This window comes from Shewanella sp. Isolate7 (genome assembly GCF_022398425.1).
Classification (GTDB): Bacteria; Pseudomonadota; Gammaproteobacteria; order Enterobacterales; family Shewanellaceae; genus Shewanella.
Map to the genome: position 1 here is coordinate 1 of NZ_JAKEVJ010000082.1, position 17,130 is coordinate 17,130.

Here is a 17,130-nt window from a genome sequence, read left to right on the forward strand (position 1 = left end):
GAGTCGACGAGGAAACTGCTGGGACAACAGCCCGATGGAGCGCTTCTTTAGAAGCTTAAAAACAGAATGGATACCGATGACCGGCTATCGGGATATCGGTGAGGCTAAGAGTGAAATTTCGCGATATGTGACGGGGTATTACAGTCAGCTGAGACCACATCAATATAACGGTGGGCTGACACCCAATGAGTCAGAGCGAAGATACTGGCATGAATACAAAACCGTGGCCAATTTTAGTTGACCACTACAAACGCAGTAGAAAAATGATACAGACGCTGCCCGCAGGGTTCGTCTTGAGCACGTTCAACTCTTTGTTACTCGGCTTTTATATAGAATAACTATACTTCAAGCCTCCTGCCGCGATTTCAACGTGCTCAATTAGAACAAAAATTGTTCTCAAAAGGTCAACAGGCCCTAGAAGGCTTAAACCTTGATGAAGATACCGCGCTTACACATCCAGTAGAGGAGTAACCACTGCACCAGCAGCAAGGCGCAGGCAGACGCCAGCGGCTGCATGTCAGTGGGAAGTGCCCGCATCACACCGCCGAAGAGGCTAGTAGCGAGATACTCCCATTTGACCAGGCTAGACGCCAGATAGATGATGATGGCATTGCAGCCGATGACCACAAACCCGAAGGCCAATCTGTGCAGCTTGATGACATCCACCAGCGCATAGAAGATGGCTAATAAGATAAGGCTCCAGCCCAGGGTGACCAAGACGAAGCTGCTGGTCCAGAGATCTTTGTTTACCGGAATATAAGGGTTCATCAACCAGCCAAGCCCCAGACTCACTAAGCCGGCAATTAACAAGATGCCGACCTTAGCCCACTCGCCCTTTACCCCTACCCACTTGGGATGAGACTTAACGATGAATCGGCCGGTAAAGACGCCGGCCAAGGCATTGACTATGGCAGGCAGGGTCGAGAGGATCCCCTCGGGGTCTGTCGCCCTGCCCTGATAGGTGATCCCAGGCAGAAACTGGCTATCCACATAGGCGTTGATGGAACCCGAGATGGAGAACTCCCCCGCTACCCCACCGGGAACCGGCAGCCAGAGCTGCATAGCGGCATATCCAATCAATATCCCGATTGCGATGATGACCTGCGTCTTCAGGTCGGTATGCCAAACCAATAAGGCGGCAAAGAACCAGGCAAAGGCGATACGCCCAAGCACACTGGCATACCTTATCTCATCCGCCGCCATGGGCATGCCCGTGCCCCAGCCGTGGTTATAGAGCACACCAAACAGGAGCAACAAGAACAGACGCTTTATCGCATGACGATAAAGCGGCAGGCGCTCGGGCCATGGCAGTGAATCTAAGCGTTTGGGTGACAGACCTAAGGCAACGCCGGAGAGAAAGATGAATAGGGGAAAAATAAGATCATAGAAGGTAAACCCATGCCACTGGCTGTGATGCATCTGAGCATCGGCGATACGCCATCCCTGCCAGCCGGTCCATACAAGCAGCGCCGCAAATAAGGCCTCGCCACCTAAGATCCAAAACATGTCGAACCCCCTTAGGGCATCGAGCGACTTCAGCCTGGGCTTAGTGGCGGGCTTAGTTACTGGCTTAAGATGGCTATCTAACTTCGGCTCCATCGGGGCGTCTCTCTTATGGTTATTATTATAATTAAGGCCCCAAGGTATAACCTAAGGGGCTAATAGCAATAGAATTTTAAGCACAGAACACAAACGGCCATGCACACAGAAGACTCGCTAGGCCTGATAAATCAGCTGGCCATCAATATAGGTTCGCGCAACGCGGTTGTCTTGATCCAACAGCACCATATCCGCCTTGGTGCCTATGGTGAATACGCCACGCTGACGCTGACCGATAAACTCGGCGGGATATTTCGATGCCATGCGCAGTGCCTCTTCACGAGCCACACCAAGCATATCAACACTATTGTTGACCGCACCATTCATGTCCAGCACACAACCGGCAAGCTCACCCGTCACGGCGTTCAGCCTGTCGCCCTGACGCACAACTTGCGTGCCAAATAGCTCGAAGCTGGCATCATCATCCATGCCAACCGGTGGCATGGCGTCCGTCACCAGCATCACCTTGCCTCTAGGCTTAGCCGCTATGGCCACCTTGGCCGACGCCGGGTGAACATGGTGGCCATCGACAATCAGGCCGCACCAGGCGGCTTGGCTCTCGAGCGCCGCGCCCACCATGCCCGGCGCCCTCGAATCCATGGGCGACATGGCATTAAACAGATGGGTAAAACCTGTTGCGCCGGCATTGAGCGCCTTAACTGCAGTGTCGTAATCGGCATTAGAGTGACCGAGACAGACTCTGACACCACACTCGACTAAGGCACGGATCACCTCAGGTGCCACATTTTCCGGCGCCAGTGTCACCACCTTAGTGCCGAGATCATTACGGGCAAATATCGCGAGTTCTTCATCTGAGATACGACGAATAAAATCGGCCGGATGTACTCCCTTCTTAGGCACACTAAGATGCGGCCCCTCGAAATGTATCCCCAGCACGCCCGGCCTTTTCAGGGCGATCGCCTCAGCCACCGCATCGGCGGCGGCATGCATCACCTGAATATCATCTGTGATCAGGGTCGGTAGGAAGCCCGTTGTACCAAACTTGGCGTGAGCCAGGCCTATGGTCTCTATCTTCTCAATACTGGGCGAGTCGTTGAACAGGGCACCGCCGCCGCCATTGACCTGTACATCGATAAAGCCGGGTACCAGGGTGCCGGCAAGCAGCGTGGGCTCGACGTCACTCGCCTTGTCAAAGGAGACGATACGCCCATCCTCTATGGTGATGGCCTGGTTGTGGTGGAAGTGTTCACCGTCGAATACCCGCTCGGCAATGAGTGTCTGTTTCATTTATTCTCCTGGCAAAACATCATCTGCGACTAGCTATTTGCGACTGGCTATATGACACAGGCTATGCCTGGCTCAAGCCTAACTGCTGACGCGCATAATAGGCGGCGCCTAACTCTGGCGGGGCAAGTATTGGCGAGATCTTGTCCACCACTCGCTTATCCAGCCAAGGTGCTAAAGGTTCGGCTAGACCACCTATCATGGAAAAACGCGGCGGATGGATCTCAAACAACTTGTGCGCCAATGCGCTGATATACTCGGCGCCCTCGACCACTATCGCCTTGGCCACTTCATCCTGTGCATGCGCACAAGATAACACCGTGCGCGCCAGGGTGGCATAACAACCGGATGATTTCCCCGCCAGGTGCTCGACTATGCCCATGGCATCGCTGACCTTAAAATGATCCAATAAATGCTCGGTGAGCAGAGTAGCCGGGCCAAAGCCATCGAGATCTAACAGCACCTGCTGGGCGGCCTGCAGGCCTAACCAGGCGCCACTGCCTTTGTCGCCCAGGGCAAATCCGTGACCACCCAGGCTCAGGGACTGCTCGCCCACGTGGGCATAACCGCAGGAGCCAGTGCCTGTAATAATCACAGCCCCATCGCCCCCTTTATGGGCGCCGATACAGGCTGTGTGTAGATCTGTGGTGACATACATCTGTGCGAAGGGATGCTGCCACTCTTTGATCGCCTGATAGAGGTGCTCAACATTGACCCCGGCCAGGCCCACCCCGGCCACCAGGCGCTTACTATCGGCAACTTGTAGTCCCGCGTCTAGCAAGGCCAGTTCGGTTGCACGCGAAATAGAATCGAAGGTATGTGCCAGGCCGTAAAGCGGATTTGCACGCCCGGCAACACCAGTGCCTATTACACTGTCATCTGCGGCATAGATAGTCGCACGGCACTTGCTACCGCCACCATCTATGCCTATGACGAGGGCCTGTTCCTCTGTCTGGTTAAATCCCATTACCAACCTCATTCACAGTTTTATTATCCAGGGCATCTTGCTTCGCCCGCCCTGCCCACTGACTAAGTTACTGTCATGTTACAACAAAAATGACAGCGCTGTCATTTAAAATTTCAGCTAAATTCATGACAGCTAATCCTAGGGCCTGTTTATCTTTCGCGTTCATTTTTGCAGCATTCTGTATCGCTTTTATACAAGGCAGAGCGATTGTAATCTAGTGCACTACATCAATGAGCGATAACGCAGTAGAAAAATGATACAGACGCTGCCCGCAGGGTTCGTCTTGAGCACGTTCAACGCTTTGTTACTCGGCTTTTATATAGAATCACTATACTCCAAGCCTCATGCCGCGATTTGAACGTACTCAATTAGAACAAAAATTGTTCTCAAAAGGTCAACAGGCCCTAGATATAGCTGTCCGCTTAACGCCTGTTAGGCCCTCTGTTTGCTTTAGCTAGGCGACATGAAGAAAAGCGGTTATCGACTCATAGATAACCGCCCTGATTTAAGCGTTTTATTTGTGAAATGCTAATTGACCCTGAGTATGCGTCCCTTGCGCATACCGTCGGCGGCGACGCCCCTCACCTCGACTCTGCCCGAGACTTTAGCCGCCTCGGTATATTGCCGCCACTGGCCGCCATCGATGCGATACTCGATGCCGAGCCCAGGGTAGATGCTATTTGCCTGCAGGTAGCCATCCTTAATCTTGGCCCCTACCGTTGGCACACGATAGGCGATCCCCGCCTTATCCAATTTGGCCAGTTCCTTGTAACCTAAGGTGTTGGCAAAGGTCTGCCATTGAACTCTCTGCTTCTCACGCATCTCGGGGGTGAAGTAGTTAGTCTCGGCGCTGTATTTAGCCCCCTGATACTGATAAGGCACTTCCCAGTCGGCCTTATGCCAGGCCCTTTCCGCCAGGACTAACAGGCGTGGAAACACCATATATTCAACCACTTGGTCTGAGCGAATCGTCTCGCTCCACAGCTGTCCCTGGATCCCTTTGAAGCGGACACCTTGATTAAGTGGGCCGCTGATTCGCTTGCCCGCGTCATCGAGCTTAAGGGTATCGTCGGCCTCAAATGACTTGCCTTCGATATCTGTCCACTGCTCAGCGTTGGCTGGCAGGTTGTCGGGCATAAAGCTAAACAGTTTGCGCTCGTTAGTGCTGCGACTCGCCCAATAGTAGCCATGCTCTTTCGGATCGGCCTCATAGGGGAAATCGAAATAGAGAACTTCAGGGTTACTCAGCACCGTATCCCAGCCCAGGTTAGCCTGTGCGTGGGCACGTTTATGACCGCCATGAGCAACCACGTCCCAGATGTTGGACTGATTCTTTGCCGGCATACGATCGGGTCGTGTATGGCTCATGCCATCACTCCAACCCGCCGTTTCAATTCCTTTGTCAGCCAACATATTCGCCAGCCGCTCGATGAAATAAGCACCAAAATCTGCTTCGCTCTCGAGGCCGCTCTCTTTGTCTGCCAGCAGTGCCTGACAGACAGGCGACTCCACCCAGGCACCGGCGGTTTCATCGGCGCCGATATGGTAAAGATCCAGGCGTTGGCCTGCCGCCTGATGCAACTTGGCAATTTCGCTCACCACCTTGTCGACGAAGTGATAGCTGGACTCCATACAGACGTTGATCGTGTTGTCGTCATAATACTGAATAGAGGCGTACTGCGTCTTATCGAGCGGGTCGATAAGCCGGTACTCGTTGGCTCCGGCCTCATTACCTTCGCCCATCAGGCGACGATACCTGGCCTCCATCGACTTGATGGCGGCGCGGGAGTGCCCCGGCATGTCCATAGAGGGAATCACCTGAATTTGGCGAGCCGCTGCATACTTGAGGATCTCGATATAATCAGCCTTGGAGTAATAGCCGTTAACTTTGCTGTCAGCATCTGGGCCGCTGCCCAACTGAGGCAATAGACAGGTGTCTTCCTGCAGGTCATGGCAGCGACGACTGCCCACCTGAGTCAGCTCGGGCAATCCATCTATCTCAAGACGCCAGCCTTCATCATCGGCCATATGCAGGTGTAACTTGTTGAGCTTATAGGCCGCCATCTGATCCAGTAGATCTAAGATAAACTGCTTGCTGTGAAAATTACGCGCCACGTCGACATGCATGCCGCGAAAACCATATCTTGGTTCATCTTGGATCTGCATGGCATTAAGTGACAGGTTGTCGAGCGAGATGAGACTCGTCAGCGACGCCAAACCATAGGAAAAACCGGCATCGTCGCTCGCAGCGATGGTGATCCCATCTGCAGTAATGCTGAGTCGATATCCCCCCTCGGGGAGTCTAGTCGTCAGTTTCTCTAACTTAAGCGCGACTCCCTGAGGCGATGGCTTCACGCCCAGACGCGCCAAGCGAGACAGCGCCGCCTCGACAGCGGTTTTAGATACACTGCCTGTATCCAGATGATAACCAGAGGCAAGCGATAATACCGGACTTTGACTCTCTATTATTTGTCGCTTCGGCGTTGGGATAATCGCATTGACGGCTAGCGCCGGGCGACTCTCGATATCTTGGTTCGTGTCAAACAATACCTTAGGGGTCGCCCATGCTAATTTGTCTGTATCGCTGCGCTTATATTGGCTTTCGGCGCTGACGTATGCCTCAACATAGGGTCGCTGCTCCATGCCCGTGCTGGCATCCACGGTGAGCTGAGTGCTGGTGATAACCTCAGGTTTAAGGCCGGGAACGACAATATAGTAGTTGGGCATGGCATCGGTTTCCGACAGCTGCCATAGCTCCCCGAGAAAGGCAATATCGACCGGCTGGCCCTTGTAAAAACCCTTGAACTTGTCAGTAGGCGTGATGCGGTGCAGGTCCCCTTTCACCTGAGTTAGCTCAAAGACATCGCTTAGCACCTGCTTCACCGGTCGCATCTGGCTGAAGTAGATGGCCCAATCCTTACGGTCAAAATCGACACCCGAGATTAGCTCAATCTGGGCGGCAAAACATCGACCGTCGACGCCGCTAGAGGTGCACTGCTGAGGATAATTGGTGAGTGTGTGGTAGTTGACCGCCAGGCTAGTGGCAAATTGATGCAGCGCCTGTTGCGGATCGCTGTCAACAACTTGCTGCGCCGCGGCGCCTTCATCCTTGGGAACTTGAGTAGTGGTTGGCTGGCTGCAGGCAATCAGACCCAGGCTCATGAGTAATGTTATTGGTATGAGCTTATTATTCATTGTTATCCTCACTTTTCTCAACTTGAACGTTCAAGTCTCATTGCAGCCACCCTTCCCCATCAGCATCGGCAATAAGCTTCCTGCTATTGCGATATCTGAGACAGCCTCCACTAAATTTGCCGCCACACCTTAGCCGCTAGAAAAGATGCCACCGCGAAAATCAAAACGAAAACACCACCAGACCTTCAATAAATCGAACGCCTGCCACTTCAAACCAAAGGCTTTCCCGTAACAAACCTGGCAGTGAAAAAATCTTGCTTATTTGAATTAAGTCTCTGCAAAACTTGTAAGACTTATCGGTTTTTCCTAACGGCCACGAATCAGGAGTTAAGCCAGCCCAAGAAAAAGTGCTAGATGTGCCAAGTAAGCTAGGCGCCTAAAAAGTACACCTTACTACCCGAACACATCTAGCCATCTCTAGTATCTGGGGAGAGACTATAGGAAAAAACAAACACAATAACCATTGCGACAAACTTAATGGCTACTGCCAATGCAAACGTTAGGAGACCTCTTCCTAACAATGCAAACCTTACAAAACAAACGTGTCACACAAGCAAATGACAACGCTGTCATTAATTAATCTACCTAAGAAAGAACAGAATTTCTACATTTTTTTGACATTGTGAGGCAATTTTTTATCACGCTGATGAAAACCATCAATCACAGACGCTGCCATAGAGGCCGAACAAAGCCTTCTTCACCACACAAATATGACAACGCTGTCAATTGTTGATAACATTCAGAAAAGCTAACAGCACTCAGATTCGAAAAAACACTAAACAATGAGTGTTAAGTGTCCATATAGGACAGGAACAGAACAAGGATGTGCAAGGCGAGAGATAACCAGAGTGGTGCTCCCTAGCACAGAAAAGTATTTAGCTCCCCAAAGGCTAGGGATGAGACAGGCTTAACGTCTTTTCACTCCAATTTGGCGCTTGTTTAGGGCCAGCTGCAAACATTAATACTTGCGCTTTTGCCCCCACTAGCGGTAAAAGATTAACCCAGCGTTTCTCAGGTTTAGCAATTAACGCTTGAGACAGACACCACAAACTAAAATTAACTAAGGTAAGAATATGGCGAAGATAGTCCCCCTTTCAACGGAAAAACATCTCAACATCAAGCTGACCCATTCAAATGATTTCAGCCGTTTCAGCAAAGAGCACCTGATCCCGGTATTGGCCAGAGAGATCCCCAGCCTGGCGGCTGAATTCCCTATCGTCTTCGTGAAGAATGGTGAGACGGGCCAGTTCATCCCTGTGGCTATCATGGGGATCGAACCCGAAGTCAACCTATATTGCCAAAGCAACCAATGGGATGCCCCTATTAGCCCAATTGGCTTTAGCAATGCGCCTCTGTCGATCGCCAGAACCTCGGAGGAAGGCGACAACGTTATCGTCTGCATCGATGAGGAGAGCCCAATGGTGTCAGAGGCAGAAGGTAACCGCCTGTTTACCGATGAAGGGGAGCGTAGCGAGTACCTGACGGCAAGAACCAATGCCCTACTGGATGTCGCCGCTATGCATCAACAGACCCAGGCGGTTTGCCAATTCCTGGCAGACAAAAACCTACTGGTGTCACAGCAACTGACCATTAAGCTGGAAAGATCTGAGCAGAAGATCAACATCAATGGCGTCTATTTGATCGATGACAAGGCACTGAACGAACTGAGCGATGAGGATTTCCTCGAGCTAAGAAAGAAAGGTTTGCTGCCGATTGTTTATGCCCACAGAGCCTCGCTCAATCAGATGTCGCGCCTCATCGCCAAGCAAAATCAGTTTGATAAGTTGCAATAACTTTTAAGTAGCAGAGCCGATAATATGAGAGTACATAAATATCGGCCCTGCTTTTTTGAGCCCTAATTCCCCTCGTCTGGCGAACACCTAGGCCAGGCCCAAGTTAACATTTCTGCATACCATATTTGGCAATCTTCTCGAGCAAGTCTCGATGAGCTGGCAGCTCATTCACCAGATGCTCAGCCAAGTTGGCTATCTGTTTTCCCTGTACTTGCCAGGCTTCTCTTTGCTGCTCACTTGCCACCTGCGTGTTCGTTGGGTAGTGCATGCCATAGAGCACATAGAGGTAGTTTTCTAAATCAAACACCTCAAACTTACTGAAGAAATCCTGCCTTATGGGGGCGTGATCTCGCCACAGCTTTAGCCGACTATTAAGCTCACTCGGAATCGTCGCCGGATCGCGATTATCGACCCAGAACGCCGAGTCACTCCTGTCTGACAGGCAATAATGCATCTTGATAAATTCGACGACACGCTCCCAGGCATAGGTCATCACCCGATTAAACTGTTCAGCCAGCAAAGCTAGCGCTTCACTATCTTTTGGTAAACGGTTGGCGATGTAGCCTGCTGCAAAATCGGTCAGCAAGATAGAGGTTGCCTCCAGGGGTTCGAGAAAGCCTTGCGCTAATCCCAGGGACAGGCAATTTTTATACAAGAACTCCTTGCGATAGCCAAGTTTCATCGGCAGAACCCGGTATTGATACTGAGCAACATCCTGACCGAGATAATGTGACAGCTTTTTAAGCGCCATGGCATCATCCATATACTTAGAGGAGTAGACAAAACCGACGCCACGCCTATGGGTCAAGGCGATATCCCATATCCAACCGGCCTGATGGGCCGTCGCCAGGGTATAAGGTGGAATCGCTTCTTCTTCACCTATGGGCACCTGAACGGCAATCGCCTTGTCGGCAAATAGCTGATGGGACTTATCGACAAAGGGCACCTTGAGTGTCTTATCGATAAGCAAAGATTCAAACCCACTGCAGTCTATGTAAAAATCTGCGCTGATGCTGCCCCGGTTATCGGTTTCCAGGGAGGCTATCTCGCCATTATCTTTGAGCATAACCTCACAGACATTGGCCTTAATATGCTCGACATTGAAACGCCTGATGGCGTTATCCGCTAACAGCTTGGCAAACTTGGCAGCGTTAAGGTGATAGGCATAGCCCAATGCCCCTTCATATTCGCTGTGGGTGATACGTTTAGGCGCCCGACCCGCTTCACACACCTTGTGTTGGGGCGAAACCAGGTCACCATAGGCTTGTTGGTGATTCGCTAGCCAATGCTGGGTAAGATCTTCACCCAGAGGGCTCGGCATGTCGAACAGGTGATGATAGAAGTTCTCTGCTCCATGCCTGTCCTTATCCATCCAGTTGACGAACTTGATCGACTGCTTAAAGGTGACATCACATTGACGGATAAACTCAGACTCGCTGATGCCGAAGCGTTTCAAACTCTGACGAATGGCAGGCACTGTCCCCTCTCCGACACCTATGATGGGGATATCTGGTGACTCCACCAGCATAACGCTAACGTCCTGTCTATGCTCAAGCGCCTTACCCAAATGATTGGCAGCCAACCAGCCTGCGGTGCCGCCACCCAGTATAAGAATACGTTTAATGTCCATGACTCCACCTCTACCCAAGTCTCTGTGCTAATAAAAAGCCCAGCTTATGCCGGGCTTTGTACACTCATGTGTCGATTAGAAACGCAGTGCGACACCGACCTTGTATCTTGCTTCGCCTTCGAAGCTCCATACCGGGTAATTATCTTTAAACTCATCGATAACATTAGGGGCATCGACTGGCGATACACCTATCTGAATGCTGTCTTCCTCTGTGAGGTTAACGGCTTCGAAGGTCAAATCCATCCAATCGGTAACGCTGTAGTTCATGCTCAGATCCAGCGAACCATAGTCTTGGTGCTGACGGTTCCCATAGAAACCTGGTAGCTCACGCATCATATATTCGCTGCGCCAGTTGTAGGCAAGACGGGCTGAGAAGCTATCCATCTCATAGTAGCCCACTAGGTTAACCGTGTGCTTCGACGAGTCAGAGAAGACGCCCACTTTGTCTGGGTAGTTCTCAGCAGGAGAGCCGGCATCGGCGAAGGTATAGTTAACCGAGTAGCCTAAGCCATTTTCGAACGAGTCTTGTAGCTGCAGCTCAATCCCTTCGATACGACCACCATTAGCATTGTAGTACTCACTGACAGTCCAGTTGTCTTCGCCAGTGTTAGGGTCAACAATACCAATCTGCTGGTTAAGCTCCTGACGAGTCGAAATGAATGAAGAAACATCCTTGATAAAGTAAGTCAAAGAAGCGAGGCCTTCACCACCGAAGTACCACTCTAAGCTGACATCGGCTTGTGTTGCTTTAAATGGGTTAAGGGCAACAGAACCGGTTACCAGTTTCTCGTTTTCTGGCGTACCATCGTTGAAACCAGGAAGTGTAGGAGTGGCAAACAGCTCAGAATAGTTTGGACGAGAGATCACCTGCGCAGCAGAAGTACGTAAAATTAAATCATCAGCGAGATCAAATACAACGTTAATACTTGGTAGTACATCGCTATAGCTCGACTTATCTGTGCTCAGCTCATCAGCGTACTCGCCCTCAGGGCGGCTTAATGCATAGTAATCAGAGCTCACATCAGTATTGATAAATCGTAGACCGAAGTTACCGCGGATCCCTTCAGCTTCGAAGTTAGCCATGGCATAAGCGGCCAGGTTTTTCTCATTCAGGGTACCGTAACCAGACTTGTCACGAGTAAAGCCGTCAACAGAAGCCTTGGCGTCACGGATCATGGCATCAAAATTAGGCTTAGGCAGGGTAAAGCCTGCGCCAGAAGAGATAGTACCTGAATAGTATTCAGAGGCATCTTTAGCCACTATGTCACCCACGATAGCCGCATCAGTCTGCTGCGTCACGTCATGGTCAGCATAGCGCACGCCCGCCTTGATAGAGGTGATGGCACCAAGATCAACCGGGAAAGTCAGGTCAAACTGAGCATAGGTCTCTTCGTCAGTGTTAGGCTGCTTCTTCAGCGCCCAGCCAGCGGTTTCTAGCTGACCGTTAAAGTCGCCCGCATCGAAGGACTTGTTGGCGATGTCGATCAAAATCTTCTCGCCTGTCGCGTCATAATGACCGGCAAAGTCGCCCGGCTGACCAATTGAGTTACCATAGTTAGAGGTCAGGCTGGTACCGCCATCAGCCTTGGTGTTACCTACGCGACCTTCAAGGGTGAAGTTTTCTGCTTCATATTTGAAGTCCAGATCATAGGTATCAGACGACATCTCGGCTTCACGAGCCCAAGTCTGCGCCCAGGCAAATCCACCCTCACCGGTATGGGTGATATCGGTACAGACACCTGCGGCATTGGTCTGATTACAGGTACTAACGCCTTGCTGTGTCGGGAAGAGGAAAATAGAGGTGTTGGCGTTATTTGCCTTAAGATCTAGGCTAGTCACCGTTAGGCCGAACTCTAGGTTGTCGGTCGGACGATACTGAGCTGCGATGTTGTAAGCGGTGCGCTCGCGATCTTGCTGGAAAGTTGTAGGTACTATCTCACCCCAACCTAGCAAGGTTTCGATACCGTTACGTTGATAATCGGTTTGAGAGCCTGCGGCAGAGACTAAGATACCAAAGGTCTCGTCGTCGTTGGCCCAGCTATACAGGCCTGAAACGGCAGGATCTGTCGCCTCAGAGACAGTACCGTAATCACCCTTGGCACTTAGAAATAGCGTGTTAGCATCTAAATCCAATGGCTTACGAGTCTTGACGATCACCGTACCACCGATACCACCTTCTGTGATGTCGGCCTGAGAAGACTTATAGACTTCGATGCCACTTACCATCTCGGGTGGCAGTAGAGAGTAGTTAAAGCTACGGTCGATGGCCTGTTGGTCAAACCAACCCGTTGAGGCAACTGAGTGGCCATTTAACAGGGTACGGGTTAACTGAGCAGAGGCACCGCGAATCGACACCTGTTGGCCTTGGCCAAACTGGCGGTTTACGGTAACACCTGGAATACGCCCTAAAGACTCACCAACATCGCCATCAGGGAACTTACCAATGTCTTCGGCCGTTACGGCATCGACAACGGCATCAGAAAATCGCTTGGCGTTAATAGACGCCTTCATCGAAGCACGTAGACCACGTACTTCAATTTTTTCAATATTGTCAGTATTAACCGCTTCTGCTTCGGCCTCAGCCGCAAACGCAGAAACAGACACTGCACCACTCATGAGCAGGGCAATGTTTGTAGCTAGTACACTTTTCTTAAAAGTAGATGGTCGCATCTCGTTTCCCTTCCATAACTTTATTATCTTTTTTCGTATTCATAACCATTCCCGCAGGAATGACAACGCTGTCATGTGAGTACAAAGATTACACAACAATTAACAGATGCGCCACAACAAAATAACCAAAAGCGGGAATTTCTTTGGATTTATACATTTATTAAACAAAATACACTTTCCAAACAACAATGCAATTTATTGATAAAAAAGAGAAAAAACCACTTACACCTGTAAGAAGACAAAAGTAATTCGAGATAGAAATCAATTTGATGATTGCTTAATAGTGGAAAACTTAGCAATATTGTCGCCAGGGGAAGTGAGATCTACTGTATAACCATACAGTAGATTATTTAAGACATATTTGAATTCTGATGCAGCTAGACTCTGCTCAGACACAAAGAGTATCCGCTAGATGAAAGTCACCATTAATGATGTCGCAAAATATGCCGGCGTCTCCATAAAAACGGTTTCACGGGTTACGAATAACGAACCTTCGGTTCGTCAGGCGACAATAGATAAAGTCAATCAGGCCATTGCCGCACTTAACTATCAACCCAATGTGGCAGCCCGTAATCTAGCCGGCACAAAATCCTATGTGATCGCCTTTGTCTACGACAACCCCAATGCCTACTATGTCATTGATATGCAAAATGGTATTTTGTCTTCCTGTAAGCAAAGAGGCTATGAGCTACTCATCCACCCCTGCGATGCCAAGTCCGACAATATCTGCCAGGAGCTGGTCGATATGGTACGCCAGGCCAGGCTGTCGGGCTTAGTTCTCACCCCGCCTCTGTCGGAAGACCCAAAAGTCTTGGCGGCCCTAGATCAGATTAACGCCAATTATGTCCGCATTATTGCAGGTGAAGAGGTGAGCCCGACCGACGGTTTATCAATCCTAGTCAATGACAAACATGGCGCGGTATCCATCACTCAGCATCTTATCGATCTCGGCCATAAAAATATCGCCTTTCTGAGCGGTGACCACCAGCACGAATCCACCAAGGAACGTCTGGCGGGGTTTAAGGCGGCCCTGCAAAGCAACAACCTAACACTGGATGAGTCAAACATTATTAACGGCCAGTATTCTTTTGAGTCGGGCGTTGAAGGGGCTAAAACACTACTGGCTAAATCGAATCGCCCTACCGCCATTGTGGCCTGTAACGATGAAATTGCCGCGGGTGCACTCTTTGCGGCAAGATTAGCAGGGGTCGCGATACCCGAGGAACTCTCTATCGTCGGCTTCGAGGACAGCCCCTTCTCAAGGCAAACCTGGCCTAAGTTAACCACAGTCCATCAACCTAATAAGCTGATTGCCCAGACGGCGACCGAGTTACTCATCGAAAATCAAGGCAACAAGCAAAGTGAGACGACTCACCAAGTGTTTATTCCTGAACCCGTGCTAAGAGACTCGTCGGCAAAGCTGAGAGCCAGCTAATATAGTTGGACTCGAGAAGCAGATATAAAAAAACCGCTGACTTATCATCAGCGGTTTTTCTTTTGGCGAATTTAAACCGCCTCTTCGTTCTCTTCACCGGTACGAATGCGGATCACGCGTTCGACTTCGGTAACAAATATCTTACCGTCACCTATCTTACCCGTTCTGGCGGTATCGACGATGACCTCAAGTGCTTGGTCCAGTTGCTCATCTTGAATAACCAACTCAATTTTCACCTTAGGTAAGAAATCCACCATGTACTCGGCACCGCGATAGAGCTCTGTATGCCCTTTCTGGCGCCCAAAACCTTTGACTTCAGAAACCGTCATGCCGGTAATACCGATCTCCGCCAGAGATTCACGCACATCATCTAACTTAAACGGCTTAATAATGGCCTCGACCTTCTTCATCAAACGCTCCCTAAAATTCTACTGACCCAATTCAACAAAACCTAAGCTTATTAGGCACTAGCTTACCACGTCCATCCAAACCACCAAAGATGATTATATCGAGAGATAAAATGATTCAATATTCATAGAGCAGAACAATATATGCCAGTCGCCTAAACCTGAACCAACTCTTCTATACTCAATGAACTCGCCCAAAAAACGAGCTCAGGTCATTGCAGGAAGCATAGACTAAATACAGCAAGGAATAGCCATGAAACATCGTAATGGATTTACGCTTATTGAATTAATGGTCACTATCGCCGTATCGACCATCCTACTTTCTATAGCCATACCCAATTTGTCGGACTTACATAGAGCTTATCGAGCCGATGCCGCCATAAAAATCATCCAACAAACACTGCAATTTGCGAGAAATAACGCCATCAACTACGGTGTGCGGGTTACTGTATGTCCGCTCAAAGACAATCAATGCAGCAATGACTGGCATCTAGGGCTGAGCGTTTTCACCGACTCAGGAACCAGTAATCAAATCGACGGCGCAGATAAGTTGCTAATGCAAACCACTACATTCGATAGCAGTGACATTGTCTACTACAACCGAGCCGCCGCTCGTTTTCAACCTGATGGGCTCGCATCGGGCAGCAACGGCACACTTAGGTACTGTCCAGATTCAGCAAACAGCCCTTATTCCAAAGCCGTCATCGTCAATCAGGCCGGTAGAGTAAGATTTTCGAAGGAGAAGAATATCAGCTGCAACCAATAACAAGCTCACAGTAATACTTCACGCCAATTTTAATCAAGCCGACAAATTATTGGCATTAAAAAGAATAGCTTATATATACTGAAATCCTAAAACTTCTCGCTTATACTTTGTATCAGTATCAGCGAGGAACTTTAAATGTGTAACAATAATAAAGGCTTTACCTTAGTAGAATTGATGGTCACCATTGCCGTTGCCGCAATACTCTTGACTATCGGCGTTCCCTCTTTAACCTCTGTATATGAACAAGTTAGGGTAAACAATAACGTTGAAAAAATTCACGATCTCTTCGCTTTTGCCCGTAACCAAGCCGTTAGTTATGGTGCAACGGTAAATGTATGCTCTTTCGCTACGGCAACGTCATGCGGAACAAGTACAGACTGGAGTGGTGGCATCAGAGTTTACATAACTGATGCAACAAATACAGACCATGAACTAAGAGCCATCGATAGTTTTAATGCCCAAGACAAAGTTAAAGCATCGGCCATCTCAATGACTTTTTCTGCCGACGGATTATCTTCAGGTGGAAATGTGACCTACTGCCCGAATGACAAAGCCTCAAACTCACAAAGCATTCAAATAAGCACCAGCGGATTAGTATCCTATGGCCCAACAGGCAATGCCTGTTAGTAAAAACGTAATTAACAGGCATTAAAAAGCCCCTAATAGGGGCTTTTTGATCTGATCCAATACTTTTGGACATCTCGCTAAGTGAGTAAACTCGCTTATTGAGGTGAAATATGTCAACAAAGAAACCCCGCAAGATCCACACGCAAGAATTTAAAACAGAAGCGCTGAAGCTTGCTCTGAAAATTGGTGTAGCCGCAGCAGCGCGTGAGCTTAATCTTTACGAGTCACAACTCTTGTAGTGGTCAACTAAAATTGGCCACGGTTTTGTATTCAAGCCAGTATCTTCGCTCTGACTCATTGGGTGTCAGCCCACCGTTATATTGATGTGGTCTCAGCTGACTGTAATACCCCGTCACATATCGCGAAATTTCACTCTTAGCCTCACCGATATCCCGATAGCCGGTCATCGGTATCCATTCTGTTTTTAAGCTTCTAAAGAAGCGCTCCATYGGGCTGTTGTCCCAGCAGTTTCCTCGTCGACTCATGCTCTGCTTAATATGATAGCGCCAGAGCTGTTGGCGGAAGCGGCGGCTGGTATAGTGGCTTCCTTGGTCACTATGRAACATTAGGTCTTTCGGCCTTCCTCGCGCCTCAAAGGCCATGGTTAGTGCCTTGCTTGTTAGCGCACTATCGGGCGAAAATGACATCGCCCACCCCACCGGTTTACGTGCAAACAAGTCCAGAACAACGGCAAGGTAAGCCCATCGTTTTCCTGTCCACACATAGGTCACATCGCCACACCACACTTGATTGGGAGCCGTCACAGCAAACTGGCGGTCAAGGAGATTAGGGATGG

At 49.7% G+C, this 17,130-nt stretch carries 12 protein-coding genes and 2 pseudogenes; 6 read left to right on the forward strand and 8 right to left on the reverse strand.

The annotated features are described in order from the left end of the window. Window positions 1–241: integrase core domain-containing protein (locus L1D47_RS17050; RefSeq protein WP_239886169.1), on the forward strand; the 241-nt coding region annotated here is incomplete at its 5' end. 182 nt (window positions 242–423) lie between these two features. On the opposite strand, the gene L1D47_RS17055 is transcribed toward L1D47_RS17050, so the two are convergent. From L1D47_RS17055 to L1D47_RS17070, 4 genes are all read right to left on the reverse strand, one after another. Further along, a complete protein-coding gene (locus L1D47_RS17055) occupies window positions 424–1,599 on the reverse strand; it encodes a DUF5009 domain-containing protein (RefSeq protein WP_239886170.1) in 1,176 nt (391 codons plus the stop codon). Between the two features lie 117 nt (window positions 1,600–1,716). Then, complete coding sequence (gene nagA / locus L1D47_RS17060; RefSeq protein WP_239886171.1) at window positions 1,717–2,847, reverse strand: N-acetylglucosamine-6-phosphate deacetylase; 1,131 nt, start codon at window positions 2,845–2,847, stop codon at window positions 1,717–1,719. Between the two features lie 61 nt (window positions 2,848–2,908). Further along, window positions 2,909–3,811 (reverse strand): BadF/BadG/BcrA/BcrD ATPase family protein, encoded by a 903-nt coding sequence (locus L1D47_RS17065; protein WP_239886172.1) that lies wholly within the window; start codon window positions 3,809–3,811, stop codon window positions 2,909–2,911. A 528-nt stretch (window positions 3,812–4,339) separates the two neighbouring features. Continuing rightward, entirely contained in the window at window positions 4,340–7,006 is a 2,667-nt protein-coding gene (locus L1D47_RS17070) for a family 20 glycosylhydrolase (protein ID WP_239886173.1), read from the reverse strand. Between the two features lie 1,073 nt (window positions 7,007–8,079). On the opposite strand from L1D47_RS17070, the gene L1D47_RS17075 reads away from it, so the two are divergent. Next, window positions 8,080–8,799 (forward strand): SapC family protein, encoded by a 720-nt coding sequence (locus L1D47_RS17075; protein WP_239886174.1) that lies wholly within the window; start codon window positions 8,080–8,082, stop codon window positions 8,797–8,799. 103 nt (window positions 8,800–8,902) lie between these two features. Here L1D47_RS17075 and L1D47_RS17080 read toward each other — a convergent pair whose 3' ends face one another. Next, on the reverse strand, window positions 8,903–10,429 hold the full coding sequence (locus L1D47_RS17080; RefSeq protein ID WP_239886175.1) for a tryptophan halogenase family protein: 1,527 nt from the start codon (window positions 10,427–10,429) through the stop codon (window positions 8,903–8,905). A 75-nt stretch (window positions 10,430–10,504) separates the two neighbouring features. Further along, entirely contained in the window at window positions 10,505–13,099 is a 2,595-nt protein-coding gene (locus L1D47_RS17085) for a TonB-dependent receptor (protein WP_239886176.1), read from the reverse strand. A 412-nt stretch (window positions 13,100–13,511) separates the two neighbouring features. Here L1D47_RS17085 and L1D47_RS17090 point away from each other — a divergent pair, with 412 nt between their 5' ends. Next, window positions 13,512–14,534: a LacI family DNA-binding transcriptional regulator gene (locus L1D47_RS17090; protein ID WP_239886177.1), complete on the forward strand. Its 1,023-nt coding sequence runs from the start codon at window positions 13,512–13,514 to the stop codon at window positions 14,532–14,534. A 71-nt stretch (window positions 14,535–14,605) separates the two neighbouring features. Here L1D47_RS17090 and L1D47_RS17095 read toward each other — a convergent pair whose 3' ends face one another. Next, a complete protein-coding gene (locus L1D47_RS17095; RefSeq protein ID WP_011864914.1) occupies window positions 14,606–14,944 on the reverse strand; it encodes a P-II family nitrogen regulator in 339 nt (112 codons plus the stop codon). Window positions 14,945–15,194: 250 nt separating this feature from the next. On the opposite strand from L1D47_RS17095, the gene L1D47_RS17100 reads away from it, so the two are divergent. From L1D47_RS17100 to L1D47_RS17110, 3 genes and pseudogenes are all read left to right on the forward strand, one after another. Beyond that, a complete protein-coding gene (locus tag L1D47_RS17100) occupies window positions 15,195–15,707 on the forward strand; it encodes a GspH/FimT family pseudopilin (RefSeq protein WP_041510410.1) in 513 nt (170 codons plus the stop codon). Between the two features lie 135 nt (window positions 15,708–15,842). Beyond that, window positions 15,843–16,334, forward strand: coding sequence for a GspH/FimT family pseudopilin (locus L1D47_RS17105; RefSeq protein WP_239886178.1), 492 nt, complete (start codon window positions 15,843–15,845; stop codon window positions 16,332–16,334). Window positions 16,335–16,444: 110 nt separating this feature from the next. Then, window positions 16,445–16,567 (forward strand): annotated as a pseudogene (locus tag L1D47_RS17110) (IS3 family transposase); the annotation flags it as partial. A gap of 9 nt (window positions 16,568–16,576) precedes the next feature. On the opposite strand, the pseudogene L1D47_RS17115 reads toward L1D47_RS17110, so the two are convergent. Beyond that, a pseudogene (locus L1D47_RS17115) lies at window positions 16,577–17,130 on the reverse strand (IS3-like element ISSlo2 family transposase); the annotation flags it as partial.

Coding starts and splice junctions, on each gene's coding strand:
- L1D47_RS17055 (WP_239886170.1), bottom strand. CDS start 1,599: ATGGAGCCGAAGTTAGATAGCCATCTTAAGCCAGTAACTAAGCCCGCC.
- nagA (WP_239886171.1), bottom strand. CDS start 2,847: ATGAAACAGACACTCATTGCCGAGCGGGTATTCGACGGTGAACACTTC.
- L1D47_RS17065 (WP_239886172.1), bottom strand. CDS start 3,811: ATGGGATTTAACCAGACAGAGGAACAGGCCCTCGTCATAGGCATAGAT.
- L1D47_RS17070 (WP_239886173.1), bottom strand. CDS start 7,006: ATGAATAATAAGCTCATACCAATAACATTACTCATGAGCCTGGGTCTG.
- L1D47_RS17075 (WP_239886174.1), top strand. CDS start 8,080: ATGGCGAAGATAGTCCCCCTTTCAACGGAAAAACATCTCAACATCAAG.
- L1D47_RS17080 (WP_239886175.1), bottom strand. CDS start 10,429: ATGGACATTAAACGTATTCTTATACTGGGTGGCGGCACCGCAGGCTGG.
- L1D47_RS17085 (WP_239886176.1), bottom strand. CDS start 13,099: ATGCGACCATCTACTTTTAAGAAAAGTGTACTAGCTACAAACATTGCC.
- L1D47_RS17090 (WP_239886177.1), top strand. CDS start 13,512: ATGAAAGTCACCATTAATGATGTCGCAAAATATGCCGGCGTCTCCATA.
- L1D47_RS17095 (WP_011864914.1), bottom strand. CDS start 14,944: ATGAAGAAGGTCGAGGCCATTATTAAGCCGTTTAAGTTAGATGATGTG.
- L1D47_RS17100 (WP_041510410.1), top strand. CDS start 15,195: ATGAAACATCGTAATGGATTTACGCTTATTGAATTAATGGTCACTATC.
- L1D47_RS17105 (WP_239886178.1), top strand. CDS start 15,843: ATGTGTAACAATAATAAAGGCTTTACCTTAGTAGAATTGATGGTCACC.